This is a genomic window from Paenibacillus sp. P5_B5, from assembly GCF_056400365.1.
In genome coordinates, this window is the sequence record NZ_JBFULK010000009.1 from 106,502 (window position 1) to 128,609 (window position 22,108).

The following is a 22,108-nucleotide window of genomic DNA, read 5'->3' on the forward strand; positions in this document are numbered from 1 at the left end:
GGTGATCGTGAGATGAGTTATGTTATTGGTGTTGATTTAGGTACAAGCTCAGTGAAAGTGATGCTGGTTGAAGGGCAAGGTCAAGTGATCGGAGAAGTATCGGAAGCTTATCCCCTGATCCACGAGAAGACAGGATATAGTGAACAGAATCCTGAAGATTGGGTCAAACAGACACTTGCTGCTCTAGCGAAATTAGTTCAAGTGACAGGCATATCGCCGAATAAGGTTGAAGGGCTCAGCTTTTCAGGTCAGATGCATGGTTTAGTGCTCCTAAACGAGAAGCATGAAGTACTGCGCAATGCCATCCTTTGGAATGATACTCGGACGACTGCACAGTGCCGTGAAATTGAGTCTAAGCTAGGTGATCAGCTGCTTCAGCTTGCGAAGAATCGAGCACTTGAAGGCTTTACGCTGCCCAAAATTTTATGGGTGAAAGAAAATGAACCGGAGCTGTTTGCACAAGCCGCAGTATTCGTGCTGCCAAAGGATTATGTGCGTTATCGCCTTACTGGTGACATTGCGATGGATTACTCCGATGCTGCAGGTACATTATTGCTGAATGTGTCTGAGAAAAAATGGAGTGCGGAAATATTGGCTGCGTTTGGTTTGGATGCCTCTATTTGCCCACGTTTAGTTGAATCATTTGATTGCGTAGGCACACTGCTGCCAGAGGTTACTGCAGAAGCAGGTCTGACATCCGTAACGAAGGTGTTTGCAGGTGGAGCAGACAATGCATGCGGTGCAATCGGTTCAGGTATTCTGGAACCAGGGGCAACAATGTGCAGCATCGGCACTTCGGGCGTTGTGCTATCGTATGAGGGGGATCGAAATGCAGATTTTGGCGGCAAAGTCCATTTCTTTAATCATGGTCAGCAGGATGCTTATTATGCGATGGGTGTTACACTTGCCGCAGGCTATAGTCTGCAATGGTTTAAAGAGACGTTTGCTGGTGAGCTTAGCTTTGATGAGCTGCTTGGCGGAGTGGAACAAGTGCCTCCTGGTGCAAAGGGCTTGATGTTTACCCCTTATCTGTCTGGAGAGCGTACCCCATATGCAGATGCTAAGATTCGTGCCAGTTTTATTGGGATGGATGGCAGCCATAAGCGGGAGCATTTTACACGTGCTGTGCTTGAGGGGATTACTTTCTCGCTAAAAGAATCCATTGAGATCCTGCGGAGTAGAGGCAGAAATATAACGTCTGTTATTTCAATCGGCGGTGGTGCGAAGAATAAGGGCTGGCTGCAAATGCAGGCGGATATTTTTGATACGGAAATTGTAAAGCTGGAGAGTGAGCAGGGGCCAGCGATGGGAGCAGCAATGCTTGCAGCATTCGGTTGCGGTTGGTTTGAAACTCTTGCAGATTGTGCACGATTGTTTATTCGCCAGGAAGAGCGGTATCAGCCCAATCCAGAACGAGTAGACCGGTACAAAGCGTTGTATGAAATCTACAAGGATATTTATGTGCAAACGAAGCCGCTCAATGATAAGCTGTCCGCATATAAGTGAGTTTTCATAATATTACGATATTTATAATTTAATCCAAGCACCAATCATTGACTCCTTATAGTCGATGGTTGGTGTTTTTAATTTGATAGCAGGGAATAGTTGAAGCTTCCCTTAATAGTGATCTCAATCTTATTTTTAAAATTAACTTAATACTAACGTTATTCTCGACCTCGGCCTAACCTCAACCTTAGGGGCACTCATTAGCTGAAACAAATTGCCCGCTTCAGCTGAGCAACCGGAAGCAAACGACGTTATAACGGAAGCAGCTTCCGCAATAACAACCAAACGTGCCGGAAAGGAGCAAAAAGAGCGACAACCGGCGAGCCTTAGCTGAGCAACCGGAAGCAAATGACGTTAGAACGGAAGCAGCTTCCGCAATAACGACCAAACATGCCGGAAAGGAGCAAAAAGAGCGACAACCGGCGAGACTCAGCTAAGCAACCGGAAACAAACGACGTTAGAACGGAAGTAGCTTCCGCAATAACGACCAAACATGCCGGAATGGAGCAAAAAGAGCGACAACCAGCGAGCCTTAGCTGAGCAAGCGGAAGCAAACGACGTTATAACGGAAGCAGCTTCCGCAATAACGACCAAACATGCCGGAAAGGAGCAAAAAGAGCGACAACCGGCGAGACTCAGCTATAATTTCATTTCACAAGTAGAGAGGCTGAATTAGTGATCTGCAAGCAGTGGTCACCAATCATCAGTGATCAGTGAGCTATAGACGGCAATCACCTAATCTCAATTAATCGGCATAGGTTACAACCGTTGCCTCATATAGTGATATGCGGAATTACATCATTATGCGTAAATATGTTGTAACAATAATCATATAAATATTATATATTGCATAATATATAAGGATGTGTTATTTATTTAGTATGACATAAATAACGAAAAGAGGTCAATTATGAGCGGCATTGGCATTAGCGGCATGGGCAGAATTGGTAGGTTGCTAGTTCGAAAAATGATGTCTGATCCAACTATTTCTCAATACTTAAAGGCAGTAAACAGCTTACATCCCGCTGAAACGATAGCTCATTTGTTAAAGTACGATACGGTTCATGGAACTTGGGACGCCGATATCGAAATAGGTGATCATTCAATAATCATTAATGGTCATCATATTGCTTTTGTAATGGAAAGAGATCCGTCCAAGTTAGCTTGGAGTTCGCATGGCGTTGAAATCGCAATTGATGCTACTGGTAAGTTTACCGATCGAATTGGCGCGGGATCACACTTAGCTGCGGGTGCTTCGAAGGTGATAGTTACTGCTCCAGGCAATGGCCTTGATTTAACAGTTGTCATGGGTGTAAATCACGATTTGTATGATACTGATAAGCATCGTTTACTGTCTGCAGCTTCGTGTACGACGAACTGTGTAGCACCCATACTTAAAGTTCTGGATGATGCGTTTAAGGTAAAGAGTGGATGGGTTACGACTGTTCACGCCTTTACGAATGATCAGCAGCATTTAGATAATCCGCATATAGATTTACGCAGAGCACGTGCCTGTGGACAGTCGATCATACCGACGAAGACAGGTATTGGTAAAGCACTTGTTGAGGTGCTGCCACATTTGGCACCAGTTGTTCAGGGGATGGCACTACGTGTTCCTGTACCTGATGTATCTGCTGTTGATTTAGTTGCACAGCTTTCTAGAGAAGTTACGGTAGATGATGTGAAAGATGCTTTTAAGCAAGCCATGAAGGGAACTTATGTGGGGATTGTTGCTATTAATGAGGAGCCGCTAGTTTCATCTGACTATATAGGAAACAGCCATTCAGTCGTAGTCGATGGACTATCGCTGATGGCTGCTGGTGAACAGCTTAAGCTGCTCGCTTGGTATGACAATGAGTGGGGATATGCCAGCAGAGTCATCGACCTTGCTATGCATGTTGATGCTTCTTTAACAACTTCGAAGGGAGGTGAATTGTGTGATGCAATCGGAAATCGTTAAGGCAAATGCTAATGGCGGTTTATTACTGGGAACAATCATTTGTCGCCATTGTAATCGGTTTATAGATGTACTTGATACGAATCGTGTAGCTATTTTCTATAGTCAATGCAATGATGCGAATTGTAACAGTACCAAGTCATCCACGATTGAAGATTTGGATTAATCGATTCATCCTAATTTCCAAGTATTAATATCTAAGTATTAATTATCAAGTCCATATTGCTTGATTTTATAATAGAGGGCACCGCGGGATATGCAAAGCAACCGTGCTGCCCTTGCTTTGTTTCCACCTGTTCGTTCGAGAGCTTCAATGATATGTGTACGCTCAACCTCCTCAGCATGTAGGTGAAGCGGCACAGATTGCTCGGTCAGATTGGTTAATGTAGTTAAACGTAAGGCTGATGGCAGGTCCGAAGAGCTTACAGGACGATTTAACGAAACGATGATAATGTGCTCCATTACATTCTTAAGCTCTGGAAAATTACCAGGCCAATTATAGGATGTAAGGGCGGTCATAACCTCTGAACTTAATTCAGGCACACGTTTACCCATTTGTTCTGCAGCCTCTGATAGAAACAGGCGACATAACTCAGGTAATTCTTGCTTCCGTTCTTGAAGGGAAGGAATGTACATCGTTTGAAAAGCATAATAGAGATTCTTCTGAATTAGGCCTTGTGCAACGAATGACTCAATAGGTGCAGGAGTGGATGCGAGTATGCGACAAGTTAATGGAATTGTGGCCGAGCTTCCAACCGGGCAGTATTGACGTTCGCTTATAGCTTGAGCTAACTTCTCTTGTGTAGATAGTGGAACAGTATGCAAATCTCGCAAAAGAATCGTTCCATCATGGGCTAATCCTAATTTACCAAGTGGTTTGTCTGATGTTTCTTCGTATGCTTCTCCATGAAAGCCAAATAACTCCGATTCAATTAACCCACTAGGAATTGAATTGCAACTGATCGAGACAAAGTTGCCTTGCTTTCCTCCTGATTGATGAAGCCATTCCGCCATCGATTTCTTTCCAACGCCCGATTCACCAACCAGTAGTAAGGGGTAGTTTAGTGTGCTCATAACAGATGTTTCATCGATCTCTTCTTTTTTGAAAGGAAAAGCAAACGAGTTTAAGTTCTGACCTGTGGGTTTACTATAGAGCTCAGCACTCAATTTAACATATGAAGTTATATTTTGTTCAATTGAGATGGCCCCAATAAGCTCATGCTTCTCGTTATACACGGGATCGGTATTAATCGTCACATGCATGCCCGGTCTTGGTTCATGATATACATTACGTACGGGTATACCGCTTTCCATTACTTGATAGAGCATGAGAGATTCCCGCTTAAAAAATTCTCCGATCCGCTTGCCAACTATTTCTTGTCTATTGAATCCATATGTCTTCTCAGCAGCTTCATTCCAATAGAGAACAATGCCATCTGCATCTACGATTGTAACGGCATCATTCATCGAATCTATTAATACGCCAAAGAATGCATTCATTGAGTTAAGGTTCATTACCTGTAGTCTCCATTCCAATACATTGGTACATTTGTTGCCATTATGGCAAATCTCTTTTTATAAAGCAATAAATTTAAGGTATTAATTAGAATATTCAAAACTTATTTACAATTTAAGCATACTATGATTATAATTAATCATAAACTTAAATAAGTGTCCAATTATTGAACACTTTTAGGCGACAGGGAGGCATATTACAGGGAATGGATAGTTTGCTAAAGAATACATTTCTTTTTCTTTCAAAAAACAGATTTGCCAATCGTACAGCCAAAAAATATGGATTACGCTTAGGGGCACAACGGTTCGTTGCCGGTGAACAAATCATGGAAGCGATTGCAGCAGTGCGCGAGTTAAACAAACAGGGGATCGTGGTTACATTAGATCATCTGGGTGAATTTATTTTTACAGAGGAAGAAGCGGCCGAGTCAACAGAATGCTGTATTCGCACGTTGGAAGAAATCGCGAGTAGTGGAGTGAGTGCTAACCTATCACTTAAAATGACTCAACTAGGTTTAGATATATCCAGGCAGCTTTGCATGGATAATATGCGCAAAATTCTGAATACAGCAGCTAAGTACAATAATTTTATTCGAATTGATATGGAAGATTATGCACATAACGAAATAAGCATCGAGATTTTTGAAGAGCTTCGTAGAGAATATGGAGAGACGATCGGTATCGTAATTCAAGCTTATTTGTATAAGAGTGAACAGGATATTGACCGACTTCATGTGTTTAAACCTAATCTTCGTTTAGTCAAAGGTGCCTATAAAGAACCAGCAGATGTGGCATTTCCTAAGAAGGAAGACGTAGATCATAATTATATTCAAATTATTGAAAAGCACTTATTAAATGGTGATTATGCAGCAGTTGCTTCACATGATGATCGGATCATTAATCATGTTAAGAGCTTTGTGAAGGAGCATCAGATTCCAAATACACAATTTGAGTTTCAGATGTTATATGGCATTCGTACTGTAGCTCAGCAGGAGCTAGCGAATGAAGGCTATACGATGCGAGTTTATGTTCCTTATGGGAACGATTGGTATGGTTACTTTATGCGCAGATTAGCTGAACGACCGGCCAATGTTGGGTTTGTACTTAAATCTATGTTCAAAAAGTAGCAGTTTTAACGTTCTCACATTACGGATGCGTTACTTAAGGTGCTACTTAGCATTTCGAATACCAAAATGTATATATTCTTTAGCAAACAATAGGAGGTTTTAACAATGACAGTAGTTGAATACCGCAATGAACCATTTACGGATTTTAAGCTTGAATCGAACAAAGCAGCTATGCTGCAAGCATTAGAGAAAGTGAAGCAAGAGCTTGGTCAGTCTTATCCACTGGTGATTGGTGGAGAGCAGTTGATGACAGAGCGCAAGAGTACATCGATTAACCCTGGTGATGTGGATCAAGTAATTGGGTATGTTGCTCAAGCAGATCGTGAACTCGCAGATCAAGCTATTATGACGGCATATAGGAAATTTAACGAATGGCGTCTGGTTGATCCAGAAACTCGTGCAGGTTATTTGTTCAAAGCTTCTGCAGTGATGCGTCGTCAGAAGTTCGAATATGCTGCGTGGCTCGTATATGAAGTCGGTAAGAATTGGGCAGAAGCAGACGCAGATGTTGCGGAAGCGATTGATTTCATGGAATTCTATGCAAGAGAAATGCTGCGTCTAAATGAGTCACAATCACTTACACCGTATCCAGGTGAAGATAATCGATTAACGTACATTCCGTTAGGTGTTGGCGTTGTCATTCCTCCATGGAACTTTCCACTAGCGATTATGGCGGGAATGGCTACAGCAGCTATCGTTAGCGGTAACACGGTGGTGCTCAAGCCAGCGTCCACTTCCCCCATTATTGCAGCTAAGTTCGTGCAATTGATGGAACAGGTTGGATTGCCAGCAGGTGTGCTGAACTTTGTAGCTGGAGCGGGATCTGAGATTGGTGATTACATTGTAGATCATCCAAAGACAAGATTCGTATCCTTTACTGGATCACGTGATGTGGGACTACGAATTAATGAACGGATTGCCAAAATTAGTGAAGGCCAAATCTGGATTAAGCGATTAGTTGCCGAAATGGGAGGCAAGGATGCAATAGTTGTTGATTCCTCGGCGAATGTTGAAGAAGCGGCGACAGCGATTGTTCAATCGGCTTTCGGGTTCCAAGGGCAGAAGTGTTCGGCAGGATCGCGTGCGATCATTCATCGTGACGTTTATGACGAAGTTCTACAGCGTGTTGTACTTAAAACGAATGCGCTACGTGTTGGGTTACCTGAACAAAATGAGGCCATTGGTCCAGTGATCGATGATAAGGCTTATAATAAGATTCTAGAATACATTGAGATCGGCAAATCAGAAGGTGTACTCGTTGCCGGCGGCGATAAAGCAGCAGGAAACGGTTATTACATTCAGCCAACCGTTATCGCAGATGTAGCAGAGAATGCACGTATTATGTTAGAAGAGATTTTTGGACCTGTACTAGCGGTTTGTAAAGCAGATGATTTCGAACATGCCATCACGATTTTCAATAATACAGAATATGGTCTAACAGGTTCTATATTTAGTGAGAGCCGTGAACATTTGGAATATGCACGTCAACATATGCATTGCGGTAACCTATACTTTAATCGCAAATGTACGGGAGCGCTCGTAGGTGTACATCCGTTCGGCGGATTCAATATGTCGGGAACAGACTCCAAAGCAGGCGGTCACGATTATTTATTGTTATTTACACAAGCAAAGCTTGTATCTGAGCGATTATAATTCGAACTTATAGCATTTTTATGTTTCATAAGCCTATTGAGTTAGATTCTAACTTAATAGGCTTATTTGTATTTATTTGCCCTGAATCTGATTGAATAGAGTTTGGATATGCTGTTTTCTAGTTTAGCATCGGTCTAGAGACTGAGATGAAGTTCAATCTCTCGTCGCTTCACTTTAACAAGCAGATTAGGTAAACTTAAGTTTAGATAAGATAGAAGGGACGTAAACCACTATGAATGGTCGTTTATTTGAGAGATGGGTATGGGGTTTAATTATAGTTGGTATTGGGGTTGTGTTCTTGTTAAGGCAGTTAAATGTGCCTGAATTTGATTTTGATATTAATATTGGATACTTGTTCAAGACGTATTGGCCTTTGTTCCTCATTATTCCAGGCTTGCGTGGACTTCTGTTTCAAGATAGATATAATCAGGGGCAAAGCTTTGGCAACCTCGTTCTAGTAGGAATTGGCGCTATTTTCTTGTCTGAGAATTTAGGATGGTTTGACTTCAGTTGGGGTGATTTGTTCCGTTTTATTTTCCCAATTGGGATAATCTTGTTTGGATTATCTTTTCTATTCAAAAATAAGAAGCATGATAATTACAATAAGAACGATCATAAATACGATGATACTAAATATAATGATAGCAAATACAATGACAATAACTATAACAGCTATAACTATGATAGCCAGCATGATGATTTTGATCACAACTCGGATGATGATAATAGCAAGCCAAAGAATAAGGGATTCAAATTTGAAGCGACATTTGGCTCCAGTTCTGAGGACAAGTATCGTCCGCAGGGAGACCCTTACCATTATGTAAACACAGATTCTCCTAAAAAAACGATTAACAGAAGTAGCTTCATTAGTGATGTTTATATGGGGCAGGATGGTTATTGGGAACTGCAACCGCTGAATATCTCGCATTTTATCGGTGATACAGTCATTGATTTGACGAAAGCGAGTATTCCTTATGGTGAAACCAAAATTAATGTATCTTCATTTATTGGTGATGTGAAAATATTCGTGCCACATGATGTTGATGTAGAGGTTAGTGTGACAGCTTCGAGTTTCATCGGTGACCAGCGTGTGTTTGATCGACGTTCAGATGGGATGTTCGGAAATACGAAAGTACAATCCAACTATTATATGGATGCACCACGTAAAATTCGGATTAACGTGAGCATGTTTATCGGAGACGTTATCGTCAAAAAAGTCGGGTAATCATCGGAGTTCTTCCGAGTAAGGGGCAATTAATGTTTATTTTTCGGTTTCGTGAATGGAATATTAAATGGCGTGTAATGATTTATTTCTTCTTGTTCAGTGTGTTTGCGGGTATGTGCATGCTTCTCTCCCTCGACTATGTGCTGGATTATCCGTTGACGACAGAAGGGAAGCTTGCTGGGGTTCTGTTTCTTATACTGCTTGGTCAAGTGATCGGGTATATGACAGCAAGGTATATTCAGCGGGGAATTGATACGCTATATTTAGCCATGCTAGAGCTCAACAAAGGAAATTATAAAAGCAGAATTAATAATGATTCTGTTCATTCCTTTCAATATATATATGACACCTATAATAGTATGGCTAACATGATAGAAGGACGGATTACGTTACTACAGAAGCTGGGGCAGGAGAAAGCCCAAGTGGAGCAGGAGGTTATTAATACCGCGGTAATTGAAGAACGGAAGCGACTAGCGAGAGATTTACACGATACCGTAAGCCAAGAACTGTTCGCTATTCATATGTCTGCATCGACACTTCCTAAACTATTAGACAGTAATCCGCAAGCAGTTCCGGCACTCATGGAACAGATGATTAAGCTGTCACATCATGCACAGAAGCAGATGAGAGGGCTTATCTCTCAGTTACGGCCGATTGAGCTTACAGATCACTCCTTAGAGGAAGCGCTCGATAAATGGTTCCCTGATTATTGTCGTGCAAATGAATTACAGGGAGAACTGGATATACAGATAGATGAGCATATTCCAGATGTTATTGAGCAGCAATTGTTCTTAATGATACAAGAAGCTATGGCTAATGTGGTTAAGCATGCTTCAGCTTCACGAATTAGATTGACACTACGAGAACTAGATCACCAGTATGTCATGCAAATTGAGGATAATGGCAAAGGGTTTGATAGAAGCGATATTTCATCCACTTCGCATGGATTATCTACCATGAGAGAGAGAGCACAGCAATTGGGAGGCGAGACTCAGATAACGAGTCAACTGGATATTGGAACAAGGGTTAAAGTGAATATACCGAGGCTAAACTATACTAACGATCAAGTGGAAGGGGAAGCCCACAATGAGTAATTTGATACGGGTTATGCTAGTTGATGATCACGATATGGTTCGAGCAGGACTCAAAATGTATATTATGCTAGATGCGAGATTTACTGTAGTTGCAGAAGCAGGTAATGGGCAAGAGGCCGTGACACAATTGAATGCAATGGATCAAGCTGAACTGCCAGATGTAATGCTTATTGATCTATCAATGCCGGTGATGGATGGGATTGCAACAGCTAGAGAGGTTGGTGTTAACTTTCCGCAAGTGAAGGTGGTTATGTTAACAAGCTTTTTGGAAGAAGAGAAGGTCGTTCAGGCCATTGAGGCAGGCGCAATCAGCTATATTCTCAAAACAGTGTCCTCTGATCAATTAATTGAAGTATTAGTTAATGCGGCTGCAGGTATTCCAACCATTAACTCCGAAATCTCGATGGCATTAACCCGCGGATTAAGACAACGCACTAGTCACGATGAATCCGAGGGCTTAACACTACGAGAGAAAGAAGTATTAACACTCATTGCGGATGGAAGAACGAACAAAGAAATTTCCGAAGTTCTGTTCATTAGTATCAAAACGGTAAAAACACATGTCAGCAATTTGCTAATGAAATGTGAGCTTGATGACCGTACACAGCTTGCGGTGTTTGCCCATCGCAAAGGATGGGCAAGTTCAGTTAATAAATCAGTTTAATAAACGACTCACACTTTACGTGGAAACCGAATTGTAATTGTAGTGCCTTCTCCCGGAGTGCTATCAACAGCAATCGTTCCTTGGTGAAGATTCACAATATTCTCTGCTATTGAAAGCCCGAGCCCGACGCCGCCATGCTTGCGGTTCCGGGCTTTGTCTGTTCGATAGAAGCGATCGAATAGATGCGGAATATCTTCCTTAGCGATACCAATTCCTTGGTCGACTACTTGAATCTTAATATGACGAAACTCTTTTGCGACATGTATCTCAATCGGCTTCTTACTGTATTTAATCGCATTATCCAGCATAATAATGACGAGCTGCTTGATTTTCTCAGGATCACCCTTCATCAGGATCGGTTCGTCATCGGTGCTCGGATAGTGGGCCGTAATTTCACGTTTAAAGGTCAGTTGAATAGATGAAGCGGTAGATTCGATTAATGCTCTCAGGTCAAACGTTACCCACTTCACACGTTCTTCCTCATCTGTATCAATCAGTAACAGTAGATTGTTAATGAGCTCTTTCATTCGAATAGATTCAGAAAGTATGGCATCGAGCGCTTCTTCCCTTAAGGCGGGATCATTTGAAGCCCAGCGACGCAGTAGGCTCGCATAGCTCTCGATAATGGTCAGCGGTGTTCGGAGTTCATGCGAGGCGTCCCCAATAAACTGCCTCTGACGCTCAAAGGTTAATTCCAGTTTGGCAATCATTTCATTAAAGGTATGCCCAAGCTGGGATATTTCATTGTTCTTATCTGAAGGTGCGATTTCAAGTCGTTTGAACGTACCGCTCTTATAAATGGCCTCCATTGTATGAGCAAGCCTACTAATCGGTTCAAAAATAACACGTGCATAGAAATAACCACCAAGCAGAGAAGCGATGATCGCTCCTATAGAAGTGAAAATGAGAACTGAGACAAGCATACCAATGTATTTCTCAAGGCTGCTAAGCTGGCGTCCAATTTCTAATACAGCTACTTGTTCATTGTCAGCGTAAATAGGTACCTGCACATAAACCGATATGCCTTCCGTTAAACTAATATCCTGAACTGAATTAGGGCCTGTTATCGACATGTATTTAGCAGGATATTTAAGTAGCTTAGCATCTGTACCCATAATTCGCTTAACAGAAGAATCCTTGCCGATGATTCGAATCATCTCATTGGGAATCAGAAATTCTTTAATATAATTAGGATCTTCCCAGAACTCGGGTTGATTCATTAAGTCACGTTCCATTAACGTGATTGCTTTTTGCTGTAATAATTCAATTTCGGAATTAGTTGACACGTTAATGAAGAAATAGAGTACAAATACGTTGTATAGCAGAAGAATAACGATTAGCCACAAAGAGAGTAGGAGTGTCAGCTTTGCTTTAAGACTCATGACCGTCGCTGTCCTTTACGAGATAGCCAACGCCGCGAATCGTGTGAATGAATTTGCCGGGAAAGCCTTTTTCTATTTTTTGGCGTAAGTAGCGGATATAGACGTCAACGATGTTCGTATCACCAACGAATTCATATCCCCATACATCTGTAATGATGTCCTCACGCGTTCGAACTTCGCCTTTGTGCTGGATCAGGTAGTAGAGCAGTTCGAACTCCTTTGGTGTGAGTTCGATTATTTGATCACCGCGTGTTACTTCGCGGCTGCGGATATTGATCTGCACGTCATCCACGTGCAGTACAGCAACCTCCGCCTCGGCTTGCGCCTGCTGCTGCGTTGTAAGACGCAGCAGGTTGCGAATCCGGGCGAGGAGCTCTTCGATGGCGAACGGCTTGGTCACATAATCGTTCGCCCCTTGATCAAGCCCGGATACCCGGTCTGGCACCGCATCGCGTGCAGTTAACAAAATGACGGGCACTGTGGTATTGTTCTGGCGCAGCCGTCGCAGCACCTCTAAGCCACTAAGCTCCGGTAGCATAATATCGAGTAGAATCAGATCCCATTGCTCGGAAAGAGCAAGCTCGAGGCCCTTGCGTCCGTCATCAGCGCGGCTTACGTCATAGCCCTCATATTGTAGTTCAAGCTGTAGGACACGGGCGATTTTATCCTCGTCTTCGACAATTAGAATTTTGCTCATATAAGCCCCTCCTTACAGTTATTTCTGTAGTATTTTCAGTGGGATGGTATTTCCATACACAACAAAGCTCCAAGGTTACACAATCTTGCTGTGCAACCGTAGAGCTTTGGGGTTAGGTTTATTTGGATTTGGATTTGGATGTCATGTTCATTTCAGGTGAAATTAATTTATCGTAGAATTCAGCGAACTTATCTTTATCCTCAGAATCACGACATGCCATTGCAACACGTGGATGCTCATTGAGTGCGCCAGCAATCATGTAAGGAATGATATAACCCCATTCAACTTTTTCGCGCATAGCAATCATATGATTTTGAATAATTTCAAGGACTGGCTTCAGCTCGTAGCGTGGGTTCTTCAAGTAGGATACGAGTAATTCTGTCGGACAGTTACCTGCGGCACGACCCATACCATATACGGAGGAATCAAGGAATGTAACACCTTTTTGCGCTCCAACTAGTGTATTGGCAAAAGCAAGCTGCATGTTATTATGCATATGCATACCGAGTAATTTCTCAGGTAATTGACGTTGGAATTTAGTTACTAGGTAGTCGATATCATTGTAATCCATGGAGCCGTAAGAATCTACGATGTATACGACATCTACTGGGCTTTTGGCAAGCATTTCGAATGCTTCATGCAGATCATTCTCCATAACATTTGAAAGCGCCATAATATTCAATGTTGTTTCGTAGCCCATGTCATGGAACTTTTGTACAAGAGCTAAGCCTTTATCTAGATCTTTTACATAGCAAGCGACGCGAATTAAATCTAGCTGTGAATGCTCACGCGGTAAAATATCATTCTCATCCACACGTCCAATATCTACGAGAGCCGATAGTTTAGTTTCGGACTTATTCGGAATTACCTCTTTAAGAAAATTTTCATTTAGAAAGCGCCAAGGGCCTGCATCTGTACCAGGAAGTAGCTTAGCAGAATTCTTATATCCGATTTCCATATATTCAACGCCAGCAGCGCTTAATCCGCGATACATGTCTTGAACAAATTGGACACTAAAATCCCAATTGTTTACTAGTCCTCCGTCACGAATCGTGCAATCCAAAATTATGTGATTATACAGCTTTAATGCAGTCATGCTCTTCCCCTGCCTTTCAGGATTTTGTTTTTAGCAACTATTATCACTTATTTGCGCTCCTATTGTCAAACAGTTACTTAACTAATTATGGTATTTTACAAGATTAGATCAGTTTGTTTGTAATATTGCCCAAATTGAGTATGTATTTGTAAGACATTTGATAGACTCTATCATCAATATAAGGAAGGGATTCCTTATTATCTGTGATTTAGAAGTGTTCGGAAGCGTCCCTTATGGTACACTTTGAGAAAGGAAGGAGATGAACGTTTATGGGAATAGAATTAAATGAACTCTATCATGCACGGGACATAGCGATTCAAGCAGCGGAGATGGCTGGTGATTTGGCGAAACTGCGTTTCAAGGGACAATTAGGGGTTAAGACTAAGGATGACGCGGGAGATTTAGTAACTGAGGTTGATCTGCTTGCAGATCATGCAATTGTGATGCTCATTACGGAGGCATTCCCGACTCATCAGGTTTATAGTGAAGAAGCGGGGGAGAGCGGGCAACAGAGCGCTTATGTATGGCATGTAGATCCACTGGATGGAACGAACAATTATGCAATAGGTATGCCGTTATACGGTGTCTCGATCTCCCTAAGTTATAATAAGCAGACTATACTTGGTGTAGTTCGCGATTCACATTTGCAAGAGACATACTGGGCAATTAGAGAGAACGGAACGTGGCACGGTGATGAGCGTGTTATCAGCTCTAAGACAGTTAATTTCTCTAAATCCACAATCTCGTGGATACAAGGACATGGCGTGGGAAAATCAGATTCAGCAGCACTAAAGCTAAGACATCAGTTGGAGTTTTCGTTTAAACGAGTCATTCGACTTTGGGCACCTTCATTAACTTGGGCAATGCTAGCGCGTGGCGATCTTGGTGGAATTGTATTGTATAAGTCTGAAGGAGAGGATTTATTCGCTGGGGTCCTAATAGCTATGGAAGCCGGGGTCAAAGTTACGGATATTGAGGGAAGAACAATCAATAATTGGGAGCGTGCAGTACCATGCTTAGTTGCTGCTCATCCAGATGATCATGATCAATTACTAAGCATAGTTAGAGAATCGCTTAAGGATAACCTTGATAGTTTGGCCTAAAGTGATAGTAAATGAGCTTGTTTATTTTATTGAAGAAGAGTTATGTTGCCGATGACTGGGAGAGGACGCATCACACCGCCAGCAGCATTAAGCATACCAACAAAGATTAGGCATACAATACATAGATTCGCTAGAGGGATTAGAAGCCAGCCTACGAAGGGCACTAGTCCAAGCATCATATTACACGCCATGAAGGTTAGAAGTAATACCAGACCTTGATTGCAATGGTACATCGCATATCGTGAATTTCGTGCTCCTATTAGCGGAATAAAGAACAGCAGATAAGCCAAAATGGCAAAAAGCTTATATTGTTTCGAATCTGTTGATTGGAACATGGTTAACACCTCATTTATATAGAATAGATATTGATTAACATTGGATAAACAATGGTTAAAATGGCTCAAAGTCAAAACCAGTGCTTGAAAAATTGTAATGGTACCGATAGATGACCGCTGCGTGGACGGATTGTCCTTACGATCGCTGTTGCCCCCAGATTTCTTGATCGTATACCGCTTATAGCGGTGGAAATCCGGTGGCAAAGGCGAACGCTTCGCTTCTCCAGGACAATTCCGTCCCCTCCGCTACGATCTGCATATGGTTCTGTTTTTAGCAAGCACTGATTATGATTCAGTGCCATTAAGATTTATTAAGATTGATTAAACACTGATTAACACTGAATAACATACGAAACGGCTTGTTGCGTTTATACCGCAGGCTGTTTCTTCTTTTATATATATGTATGCGAATGGTTGTGAAAAAGAAGGATAAGCTGACAGTTATTCTTAGGTCTAGCGTATTGAATGTCTCCAGATTGCAGATGCTATGTACAATTATGGAAGGCAAAGGAGATAGTTAGGATGAATTCTGCACCGATTTTTTTTCAATTTGGAGAAGATGATGATACGAAGATGGCAATGGAAACATTAGAAGAGCTTGGTTACCATACAGGAGTATTCGATTATGAGGGAAAAGCAACACTTCATGTTCATTTGGAGAATCAGGACATCTCATCGGCGCTTCAGATTGTGCAAGCATATGGAGGTAATTTGGTGGAAGTAAGCAGTGGAGAAGAGGTTAAGCTGTATGATGAAGCCTACAGTATGAACACGATTTCCATTCCAGCGCATCTTGTGAATGAAGAGCGGGAAGCTCCAGATACTGTTCCTGCTGCTACGGCTATGACAGTTAACACACTTGCAGCAGATGATGCGATTAGTGCGTTTGATGCAGGTATACACATGTAAATGAACAAGAAGAAACGGTTTCACCGTCTTTTAAAGACAGTGAAGCCGTTTCTTCTTGTTATCAAGAGCTGCAATAGTGCTTCTCATTTGAGCTTATGATAAGTAATACAAGGTTAGCGTGGATATGCATGTATCCCATTATCTTGAGTTGTTTATTTCTTGCTATAATCACTCAAAAAACCTTTAAACAGTTCAAGTGGAATTCCACCATCATTTGGTTCTTCCTCTATGCCGCCGACAAGCCGATCAACTTCCTCGCCATTCTGGTAGTAAGCAAGAGTAGGTACATATTGAATGTTATAGGTTCTATAATGTTCTTTGGATTCTTTGAGATTCAGCATAACGATTTCTACGCCTAATTCTTTGGACAACTGCACGAGATGTGGAGTCGTGACTAGACAATATTTGCAATCAGAAGCGTAGAAATACACAAAGAAGCTCTGCTGTTCATTAATCATCTGGCTTAGTTTCTGAGGTGGTATCGTGTTTTGATAATCAGGATTATCGAGTAATTTGACTGTTGCGGGGTCCAGCTTAAAAACAGGCTTGCCGTAAATCGTCTCGTCTGATGATGTTGAATTGAGCTGTAAGATCAATACTAACAGCATGGCAATGATGAGGATCGCTCCTCCAATAAATACAAATGGTTTTTTCATAGGCTGCTCCTCTAAGATGTTCATTTGCTGATTAATGTTATTGTGGCAGGTTTGATGAACGAATTCAATCATTCTTGATGTTGACTTAATGATGTTTGACTTCTACAATTTATACGATGTTCATTCCGTGCTTATTTGTAGATTGGGGCTCTTTATCAGATGTTATATGTATCTATTATACTATTTATTGTGACATTAGTTTTCGTGATTTGGAGACCGAAGGGAATTGGAGTAGGATGGATTGCAAGTGGTGGAGGTCTGCTCACGCTAGCCTTAGGTGTTGTTGATTGGCCGGATGTGATAGCAGTAACCGAACTTGTGTGGAATGCTACACTTACCTTTATCGCCATCATTATTATTTCTTCCTTGCTTGATGAGATTGGATTTTTTGAATGGGCTGCCTTACATATGGCGAGGCTTGCTCGCGGTAATGGACGAGTTATGTTCTTGTATTCGATCCTGCTAGGCGCATTGGTCTCTGCCTTATTTACGAACGATGGAACTGCATTGATTCTAACACCAATTGTGCTAGCGATGGTAAGAGCGCTAGGTTTTGAGGATAAGTATGTACTTCCTTATATTATGGCCGTTGGCTTTATTGCGGATACGACATCGTTGCCTTTTATCGTGTCTAATTTAACGAATATTGTAACAGCTGACTTCTATGATATTAGCTTTGGCTCTTATGCTTTAGCGATGCTATTTCCGAATCTGTTGTCACTAGTAGCTAGCATAGGTGTGATCTATCTCGTATTTGGTCGCTCCATTCCGAAGCGATACAATAGTTTAATATTGAAACAACCTCATGAGGTAATCAAGAATAAGAAATTGTTTCGTCTGTCTTGGCTGATTCTTGGTCTATTGCTTGCTGCTTATTTTGCCAGTGGCTGGCTTGGACTTCCTGAATGTATGATTGCAGGTATTGCAGCGCTCGGATTTATGATCGCAGCTCGTGTTAATGGAATGAAAGTTAAGCCGATCCTACAAACTGCACCTTGGGGCGTAGTGATGTTCTCAGTTGGCATGTATGTGGTTGTCTATGGATTGCGTAATGTGGGGTTAACAGATACCTTAGGTAGTCTAATAGAGTGGATGGCAGAAGCGGGGACCTACGTGAGTACAGTTGGTACTGGAGTGCTAGCTGCAGTTCTCTCATCAGTGATGAACAATCTGCCTGCTCTAATGGTAGGAGTACTCGCAATAGACGGATCGGAATTAAGCGGTCTCTCCAAAGATCTGATGGTATATGCGAACTTGATAGGTGCTGATCTAGGTCCCAAAATGACCCCGATCGGTTCACTAGCAACCTTATTGTGGATGCATGTCTTGTCTCGCAAAGGGATTCATATCACATGGGGCTATTATTGCAAAATAGGATTGATCATGACGATCCCAACGCTGCTAGTTACCTTAACTGGACTCTATTTATGGGGAATTTGGGGAATGGTTATGCCTGTTGGGAAGTAGTTTGTTGACAATAGAGTACGTGAAATTCAAAAGATATAAATGAAGGAGCTTAGGTTAAGCTCCTTTTTTGCTTATTAATTTGAAAATGTAATTGGATTTGGCGAACAAGAATAGTACGAGTGGAAGTAATGGAAGAACAGCTTTCTCTGATCTTGATTCTGTTCCTTGGGCACAGTCAGCGATCACCAGACTATCTTTATTAAATGTTGTTGTTGGGGATAATCAAGGGCAATACAATCCTAATCGCACCTTTAAGCCAAAGGAACCTGTTACACGTGCCCAAATAGCGGTTATTCTTAGCCAAGTCGAGCAGCATCTAGATACACATTCGAATCAATTAATGAGTGATAAAATTGTAAGTGTTACAGAGGAAGAAATCGAATTTGTAAAATAAATTCACTTTAATTCAAAAGGCGCCAAGCAATGGTATTCCATATGCTAGCGCCTCTCTTTTTGTTTACATCGCTACTTCACTCGTAATCGCATGCACATTCTCATCCGGGTCTTGGAAGAAAGCCATCCAGGTGGCGACGCCGTTCATTTCGGAGATTTTGTGTGGTTTACCTAGAACTGTGACATTTTGAGCAACTAGTTGTTCAAATGATTCCTCAATATTCTCAACATGGAAATAGAAGACTGAGCTTGGGTGATCATATTGCGGGCTCTCCGGTACGCCTAGGACGATCTGTACTCCGCCACATTCGAAAAATGCCATATTCGGAATTTGAAAGAGTAGGTTAAGACCGAGAATTCCTTGATAGAATGGAACAGCAACTTTCAAATCATGTACACGAATGGAGATTTGGCTTATTTTGTTGATTTGCAAAGGCTTCAATGGCTCCAATGAATTCAATGACATAGTGAAACACTCCTTCATTTCATAGATAACCTACAGCTACATCTGCGCTGGTGCTTTAATACCAAGCAGATTAAGTCCAAGCTTAAGCACCTTGCCCGTAGCAAAAGCAATCTGCAAGCGAATCGTACGCAATGCGGGATCTTCTACGAGAATACGCTCCTGATGGTAGAATAGATTGAACTTTCTGCAAACCTGAAGTAAGTAACGGGCAAGTATGGAAGGCTCGTTCTTCTCTGTCGCTTTGATGAGTATATTCGGGTAGCTAGCCAGCTCATTGATCAGGTCCCATGCTGGATCAGATTCAAGAGCACTTAAACCTTTTGTTGGAATGGTAAGTAACTCTACCCCATCGAAACTCCCTTTGGCTAATACACTTTGGGTTCGGGCATAAGTATATTGAACATATGGCCCCGTTTCACCATCAAAATTAAGTGCATCATCCATGGAGAAATCCACTTCATTCATCCGATTGTTCTTGAGATCACCGAATAGAATCGCACCGATTCCCACAGCTTCTGCAACGCTGTCCTTATCAGTTAAGTCTGAATTCTTATTCTCAATAATCGTTCTAGCATGCTGAATGGCTTCACTTAATACTTCTTCAAGGAAAACTACTTTTCCTCTGCGGGTTGACATTTTCTTGCCTTCAAACTTCATGAGGCCAAAGGAGATATGCTCACACTGTTTAGACCATGCTTTACCCATTTTATCTAAAACCGAGAATACCTGTGTAAAATGTAACGATTGCTCATTACCGACCACGTATAATAACCGATCTCCACGCATTTCATCATAACGATAAATAGCGGTTGCAAGATCTCTGGTTGGATAAATGGTTGTGCCATCAGATTTGAGAATGAGGCATGGTGGCATTCCAAGCTCGTCAAGTCGAACGACAAGAGCTCCGTCACTTTCTTCAAGCAGGGAACGTGATTTAAGCTCTTGAACGACAGCATCCATTTTGTCATTGTAGAAGCTTTCACCAAGATAGTGATCGAAGGTTACACCAAGCTGGCGATACATCCGTTCGAATTCCTCCAAGCTAATCGTTACGAAATATTGCCATAGCTCTCGAGCTTCATCATCGCCTTGCTCTAGCTTACGGAACCAGTTGCGGGCTTCTATATCAAGCTCTGGCTGTGTTTCTGCTTCTTCATGGAATCTTACATATAGCTCCAGGCATTCTTTGATCGGTTGTTCCTGGAACTTCCGAGGAGCCCCCCAGCGCTTGTAAGCTGTAATCATCTTCCCAAACTGAGTTCCCCAATCCCCGAGATGATTGACACTAACGGCCTCATATCCAAGAGCAGTATACATATGGTAAAGGGCACTTCCAATAACAGTCGAACGCAGATGCCCAATGCCAAACGGTTTGGCAATATTGGGCGAAGACATGTCAATGATGACACGAACGCCATTACCAATTTCCGACTGGCCAAACTGATCTTGCAGGATCACATCAAGCAGTAGACTGCCAAATTCCTTGCGATCATAGAAGAAGTTCAGATAGGCACCTGCCGCTTGTACACGGATACCATTAGGTCCAAACTCGCCCATTTGTTCAGCAATTTCTAATGCGATAGCAGCAGGGGATTTGCGCAATTCCTTCGCAAGAGTAAAGCAAGGAAACGCTAGATCACCGAGGGCTAGCTGCGGTGGTGGTTCGAGCAGCGTCATAATTTGATGCTTAGTCATCGGGATGAATTTATGCAATAAAGTTGTCACTACACGTTGCAGAATCATGTGTGCATCCTCCTTGTTATATAACCTGAAGAAACGGTTTCACCGTCTATAAAAGACGGATGACTTTCTTAAGGTTGTACTTAGAATTTGATGAGCTTTGCGATATAAATTCTATACAACATAAAAAGCCCTCGTCTCAATAAAGAGACGAGAGCTGTAAGTTCCCGTGGTACCACCCTTTGTGCTTTAAACGATTCTTCTTACCGAATCACTTAAAACCACTCAAACGTTAACGGCGTTAACCGATCCATCATACTAAGTTAGATCTGTCATTCTAACCGTTGTGAGGATATCTCATGGGGGCGTTTCTTCATAGGGCTACGTACCGGCTCTCACCAACCCGGCTCGCTGAACGTATGTCTTCCTTGTGATATAGAATTTATAGCTTTCAGCTCATAAATTCTAAGTATCACCTAAAGAAACGCATCCGTCTTATAAAGACGGTGTAACGTTTCTTCATGAATACTTTCCCAATCATTGACATGTAAATGTTAAATTGGAGTCATTATATCGAATAAATATACATTTAGCAACAGATAAAATGTGTCGAATCCATTGATTTAGAAAATTTTCTTCCCTAACACATGATCAAGAGGGATATAACCCATTTTACGACTATCTAAACTGTTATTTCGGTTGTCTCCCATTACATAAACATGGTCTTCAGGCACAGTCCAAACTTCATCCGTACTATAATTCATCATGCCATTGATATAGGACTCCTCAAGAGCGACTCCATTGCGGAACACTTGGTTATCTTTAATGGTTATGGTATCTCCTGGCTTACCGATGACACGTTTAACATAATTCGATCTTCCTTCTGTGTTTCCTGTAAGAAATTGAATAACAGGGTGGCTAAGGAATTCATCTTTCAGTGTACGTGGACGGTCAATGCGGCTATCGATAATTACGATATCTCCATAGTCAGGCAAATACGAGAAGGTGTGCACGAGTTTGGATACATAGATTCGTTGATCATTATGTAAAGTCGGCTCCATCGACTCACCACTGACCTTATAGGGCTGAAAAAGAAAAATACCAATAACGAGGACAAGCACAAAAGCAATTAGTAATGATCGAACCCAACTCCATACTTCCTTTAGTATTTTCATTATCTTCA

23 protein-coding genes are annotated in these 22,108 nt (G+C 41.9%); 13 read left to right on the forward strand and 10 right to left on the reverse strand.

Translation table 11 applies throughout. The annotated features are described in order from the left end of the window. Positions 1–12 precede the first annotated feature (12 nt). The 4 genes from xylB to AC1DOK_RS13690 all read left to right on the forward strand — a co-directional run bounded on the left by xylB (position 13) and on the right by AC1DOK_RS13690 (position 3,629). Positions 13–1,506, forward strand: a complete 1,494-nt coding sequence (gene xylB, locus AC1DOK_RS13675; RefSeq protein WP_477554839.1) for a xylulokinase — start codon at positions 13–15, stop codon at positions 1,504–1,506. Positions 1,507–1,999: 493 nt separating this feature from the next. Then, complete coding sequence (locus AC1DOK_RS13680) at positions 2,000–2,182, forward strand: hypothetical protein (RefSeq protein WP_477554840.1); 183 nt, start codon at positions 2,000–2,002, stop codon at positions 2,180–2,182. A 234-nt stretch (positions 2,183–2,416) separates the two neighbouring features. Then, a complete protein-coding gene (gap, locus tag AC1DOK_RS13685; RefSeq protein WP_477554841.1) occupies positions 2,417–3,466 on the forward strand; it encodes a type I glyceraldehyde-3-phosphate dehydrogenase in 1,050 nt (349 codons plus the stop codon). Beyond that, positions 3,447–3,629 carry a GapA-binding peptide SR1P gene (locus tag AC1DOK_RS13690; protein ID WP_477554939.1) on the forward strand — a complete coding sequence of 61 codons (183 nt, stop codon included), beginning with the start codon at positions 3,447–3,449 and terminating at the stop codon, positions 3,627–3,629. Before gap ends, AC1DOK_RS13690 begins: the two co-directional genes overlap by 20 nt. Before the next feature lie 38 nt (positions 3,630–3,667). Here the strand turns inward: AC1DOK_RS13690 and AC1DOK_RS13695 are convergent, their stop codons facing one another. Next, positions 3,668–4,978, reverse strand: coding sequence for a sigma 54-interacting transcriptional regulator (locus AC1DOK_RS13695; protein ID WP_477554842.1), 1,311 nt, complete (start codon positions 4,976–4,978; stop codon positions 3,668–3,670). Between the two features lie 206 nt (positions 4,979–5,184). Between AC1DOK_RS13695 and AC1DOK_RS13700 the strand changes: the two genes are divergently transcribed. The 5 genes from AC1DOK_RS13700 (at position 5,185) to AC1DOK_RS13720 (ending at position 10,741) form a co-directional block, all read left to right on the forward strand. Further along, the gene (locus AC1DOK_RS13700) at positions 5,185–6,105 is read left to right on the forward strand and encodes a proline dehydrogenase family protein (RefSeq protein WP_477554843.1); all 921 of its coding nucleotides are present in this window, start codon (positions 5,185–5,187) and stop codon (positions 6,103–6,105) included. 105 nt (positions 6,106–6,210) lie between these two features. Then, positions 6,211–7,758: an L-glutamate gamma-semialdehyde dehydrogenase gene (gene pruA, locus AC1DOK_RS13705; RefSeq protein ID WP_477554844.1), complete on the forward strand. Its 1,548-nt coding sequence runs from the start codon at positions 6,211–6,213 to the stop codon at positions 7,756–7,758. Between the two features lie 232 nt (positions 7,759–7,990). Next, on the forward strand, positions 7,991–8,983 hold the full coding sequence (gene liaF, locus AC1DOK_RS13710) for a cell wall-active antibiotics response protein LiaF (protein WP_477554845.1): 993 nt from the start codon (positions 7,991–7,993) through the stop codon (positions 8,981–8,983). Between the two features lie 32 nt (positions 8,984–9,015). Further along, the gene (locus AC1DOK_RS13715; RefSeq protein WP_477554846.1) at positions 9,016–10,077 is read left to right on the forward strand and encodes a sensor histidine kinase; all 1,062 of its coding nucleotides are present in this window, start codon (positions 9,016–9,018) and stop codon (positions 10,075–10,077) included. Then, on the forward strand, positions 10,070–10,741 hold the full coding sequence (locus AC1DOK_RS13720; protein WP_477554847.1) for a response regulator: 672 nt from the start codon (positions 10,070–10,072) through the stop codon (positions 10,739–10,741). Before AC1DOK_RS13715 ends, AC1DOK_RS13720 begins: the two co-directional genes overlap by 8 nt. Before the next feature lie 8 nt (positions 10,742–10,749). On the opposite strand, the gene AC1DOK_RS13725 is transcribed toward AC1DOK_RS13720, so the two are convergent. From AC1DOK_RS13725 to AC1DOK_RS13735, 3 genes are all read right to left on the reverse strand, one after another. Further along, positions 10,750–12,123 (reverse strand): sensor histidine kinase, encoded by a 1,374-nt coding sequence (locus tag AC1DOK_RS13725; protein ID WP_477554848.1) that lies wholly within the window; start codon positions 12,121–12,123, stop codon positions 10,750–10,752. Continuing rightward, positions 12,113–12,820: a response regulator transcription factor gene (locus AC1DOK_RS13730; RefSeq protein WP_477554849.1), complete on the reverse strand. Its 708-nt coding sequence runs from the start codon at positions 12,818–12,820 to the stop codon at positions 12,113–12,115. The genes AC1DOK_RS13725 and AC1DOK_RS13730 overlap by 11 nt, the downstream gene beginning before the upstream one ends. Before the next feature lie 118 nt (positions 12,821–12,938). Continuing rightward, on the reverse strand, positions 12,939–13,916 hold the full coding sequence (locus AC1DOK_RS13735; protein ID WP_477554850.1) for an aldolase catalytic domain-containing protein: 978 nt from the start codon (positions 13,914–13,916) through the stop codon (positions 12,939–12,941). 269 nt (positions 13,917–14,185) lie between these two features. Between AC1DOK_RS13735 and AC1DOK_RS13740 the strand changes: the two genes are divergently transcribed. Continuing rightward, complete coding sequence (locus tag AC1DOK_RS13740) at positions 14,186–15,019, forward strand: inositol monophosphatase family protein (protein ID WP_477554851.1); 834 nt, start codon at positions 14,186–14,188, stop codon at positions 15,017–15,019. A 26-nt stretch (positions 15,020–15,045) separates the two neighbouring features. Here AC1DOK_RS13740 and AC1DOK_RS13745 read toward each other — a convergent pair whose 3' ends face one another. After that, on the reverse strand, positions 15,046–15,354 hold the full coding sequence (locus AC1DOK_RS13745; RefSeq protein ID WP_477554852.1) for a hypothetical protein: 309 nt from the start codon (positions 15,352–15,354) through the stop codon (positions 15,046–15,048). 71 nt (positions 15,355–15,425) lie between these two features. Further along, positions 15,426–15,632: a hypothetical protein gene (locus AC1DOK_RS13750; protein ID WP_477554853.1), complete on the reverse strand. Its 207-nt coding sequence runs from the start codon at positions 15,630–15,632 to the stop codon at positions 15,426–15,428. Between the two features lie 244 nt (positions 15,633–15,876). Here AC1DOK_RS13750 and AC1DOK_RS13755 point away from each other — a divergent pair, with 244 nt between their 5' ends. Then, positions 15,877–16,263, forward strand: coding sequence for a hypothetical protein (locus tag AC1DOK_RS13755; protein ID WP_477554854.1), 387 nt, complete (start codon positions 15,877–15,879; stop codon positions 16,261–16,263). Positions 16,264–16,415: 152 nt separating this feature from the next. Here the strand turns inward: AC1DOK_RS13755 and AC1DOK_RS13760 are convergent, their stop codons facing one another. Continuing rightward, complete coding sequence (locus AC1DOK_RS13760; RefSeq protein ID WP_477554855.1) at positions 16,416–16,919, reverse strand: thioredoxin family protein; 504 nt, start codon at positions 16,917–16,919, stop codon at positions 16,416–16,418. Between the two features lie 159 nt (positions 16,920–17,078). On the opposite strand from AC1DOK_RS13760, the gene AC1DOK_RS13765 reads away from it, so the two are divergent. Both AC1DOK_RS13765 and AC1DOK_RS13770 read left to right on the forward strand, forming a co-directional pair. Further along, complete coding sequence (locus tag AC1DOK_RS13765) at positions 17,079–18,386, forward strand: arsenic transporter (protein ID WP_477554856.1); 1,308 nt, start codon at positions 17,079–17,081, stop codon at positions 18,384–18,386. Between the two features lie 91 nt (positions 18,387–18,477). Beyond that, on the forward strand, positions 18,478–18,780 hold the full coding sequence (locus tag AC1DOK_RS13770; RefSeq protein ID WP_477554857.1) for an S-layer homology domain-containing protein: 303 nt from the start codon (positions 18,478–18,480) through the stop codon (positions 18,778–18,780). 63 nt (positions 18,781–18,843) lie between these two features. Here AC1DOK_RS13770 and AC1DOK_RS13775 read toward each other — a convergent pair whose 3' ends face one another. The 3 genes from AC1DOK_RS13775 to lepB all read right to left on the reverse strand — a co-directional run bounded on the left by AC1DOK_RS13775 (position 18,844) and on the right by lepB (position 22,100). After that, positions 18,844–19,245 (reverse strand): VOC family protein, encoded by a 402-nt coding sequence (locus tag AC1DOK_RS13775; protein WP_477554858.1) that lies wholly within the window; start codon positions 19,243–19,245, stop codon positions 18,844–18,846. A 36-nt stretch (positions 19,246–19,281) separates the two neighbouring features. After that, the gene (gene argS / locus AC1DOK_RS13780; RefSeq protein ID WP_477554940.1) at positions 19,282–20,985 is read right to left on the reverse strand and encodes an arginine--tRNA ligase; all 1,704 of its coding nucleotides are present in this window, start codon (positions 20,983–20,985) and stop codon (positions 19,282–19,284) included. Between the two features lie 563 nt (positions 20,986–21,548). Next, entirely contained in the window at positions 21,549–22,100 is a 552-nt protein-coding gene (gene lepB, locus AC1DOK_RS13785) for a signal peptidase I (protein ID WP_477554859.1), read from the reverse strand. Positions 22,101–22,108: the final 8 nt, after the last annotated feature.

Bases quoted from the DNA above. Each gene is read 5' to 3' on its own strand.
- xylB (WP_477554839.1), top strand. From the start codon at position 13: ATGAGTTATGTTATTGGTGTTGATTTAGGTACAAGCTCAGTGAAAGTG.
- AC1DOK_RS13680 (WP_477554840.1), top strand. From the start codon at position 2,000: ATGCCGGAATGGAGCAAAAAGAGCGACAACCAGCGAGCCTTAGCTGAG.
- gap (WP_477554841.1), top strand. From the start codon at position 2,417: ATGAGCGGCATTGGCATTAGCGGCATGGGCAGAATTGGTAGGTTGCTA.
- AC1DOK_RS13690 (WP_477554939.1), top strand. From the start codon at position 3,447: ATGCAATCGGAAATCGTTAAGGCAAATGCTAATGGCGGTTTATTACTG.
- AC1DOK_RS13695 (WP_477554842.1), bottom strand. From the start codon at position 4,978: ATGAACCTTAACTCAATGAATGCATTCTTTGGCGTATTAATAGATTCG.
- AC1DOK_RS13700 (WP_477554843.1), top strand. From the start codon at position 5,185: ATGGATAGTTTGCTAAAGAATACATTTCTTTTTCTTTCAAAAAACAGA.
- pruA (WP_477554844.1), top strand. From the start codon at position 6,211: ATGACAGTAGTTGAATACCGCAATGAACCATTTACGGATTTTAAGCTT.
- liaF (WP_477554845.1), top strand. From the start codon at position 7,991: ATGAATGGTCGTTTATTTGAGAGATGGGTATGGGGTTTAATTATAGTT.
- AC1DOK_RS13715 (WP_477554846.1), top strand. From the start codon at position 9,016: ATGTTTATTTTTCGGTTTCGTGAATGGAATATTAAATGGCGTGTAATG.
- AC1DOK_RS13720 (WP_477554847.1), top strand. From the start codon at position 10,070: ATGAGTAATTTGATACGGGTTATGCTAGTTGATGATCACGATATGGTT.
- AC1DOK_RS13725 (WP_477554848.1), bottom strand. From the start codon at position 12,123: ATGAGTCTTAAAGCAAAGCTGACACTCCTACTCTCTTTGTGGCTAATC.
- AC1DOK_RS13730 (WP_477554849.1), bottom strand. From the start codon at position 12,820: ATGAGCAAAATTCTAATTGTCGAAGACGAGGATAAAATCGCCCGTGTC.
- AC1DOK_RS13735 (WP_477554850.1), bottom strand. From the start codon at position 13,916: ATGACTGCATTAAAGCTGTATAATCACATAATTTTGGATTGCACGATT.
- AC1DOK_RS13740 (WP_477554851.1), top strand. From the start codon at position 14,186: ATGGGAATAGAATTAAATGAACTCTATCATGCACGGGACATAGCGATT.
- AC1DOK_RS13745 (WP_477554852.1), bottom strand. From the start codon at position 15,354: ATGTTCCAATCAACAGATTCGAAACAATATAAGCTTTTTGCCATTTTG.
- AC1DOK_RS13755 (WP_477554854.1), top strand. From the start codon at position 15,877: ATGAATTCTGCACCGATTTTTTTTCAATTTGGAGAAGATGATGATACG.
- AC1DOK_RS13760 (WP_477554855.1), bottom strand. From the start codon at position 16,919: ATGAAAAAACCATTTGTATTTATTGGAGGAGCGATCCTCATCATTGCC.
- AC1DOK_RS13765 (WP_477554856.1), top strand. From the start codon at position 17,079: ATGTTATATGTATCTATTATACTATTTATTGTGACATTAGTTTTCGTG.
- AC1DOK_RS13775 (WP_477554858.1), bottom strand. From the start codon at position 19,245: ATGTCATTGAATTCATTGGAGCCATTGAAGCCTTTGCAAATCAACAAA.
- lepB (WP_477554859.1), bottom strand. From the start codon at position 22,100: ATGAAAATACTAAAGGAAGTATGGAGTTGGGTTCGATCATTACTAATT.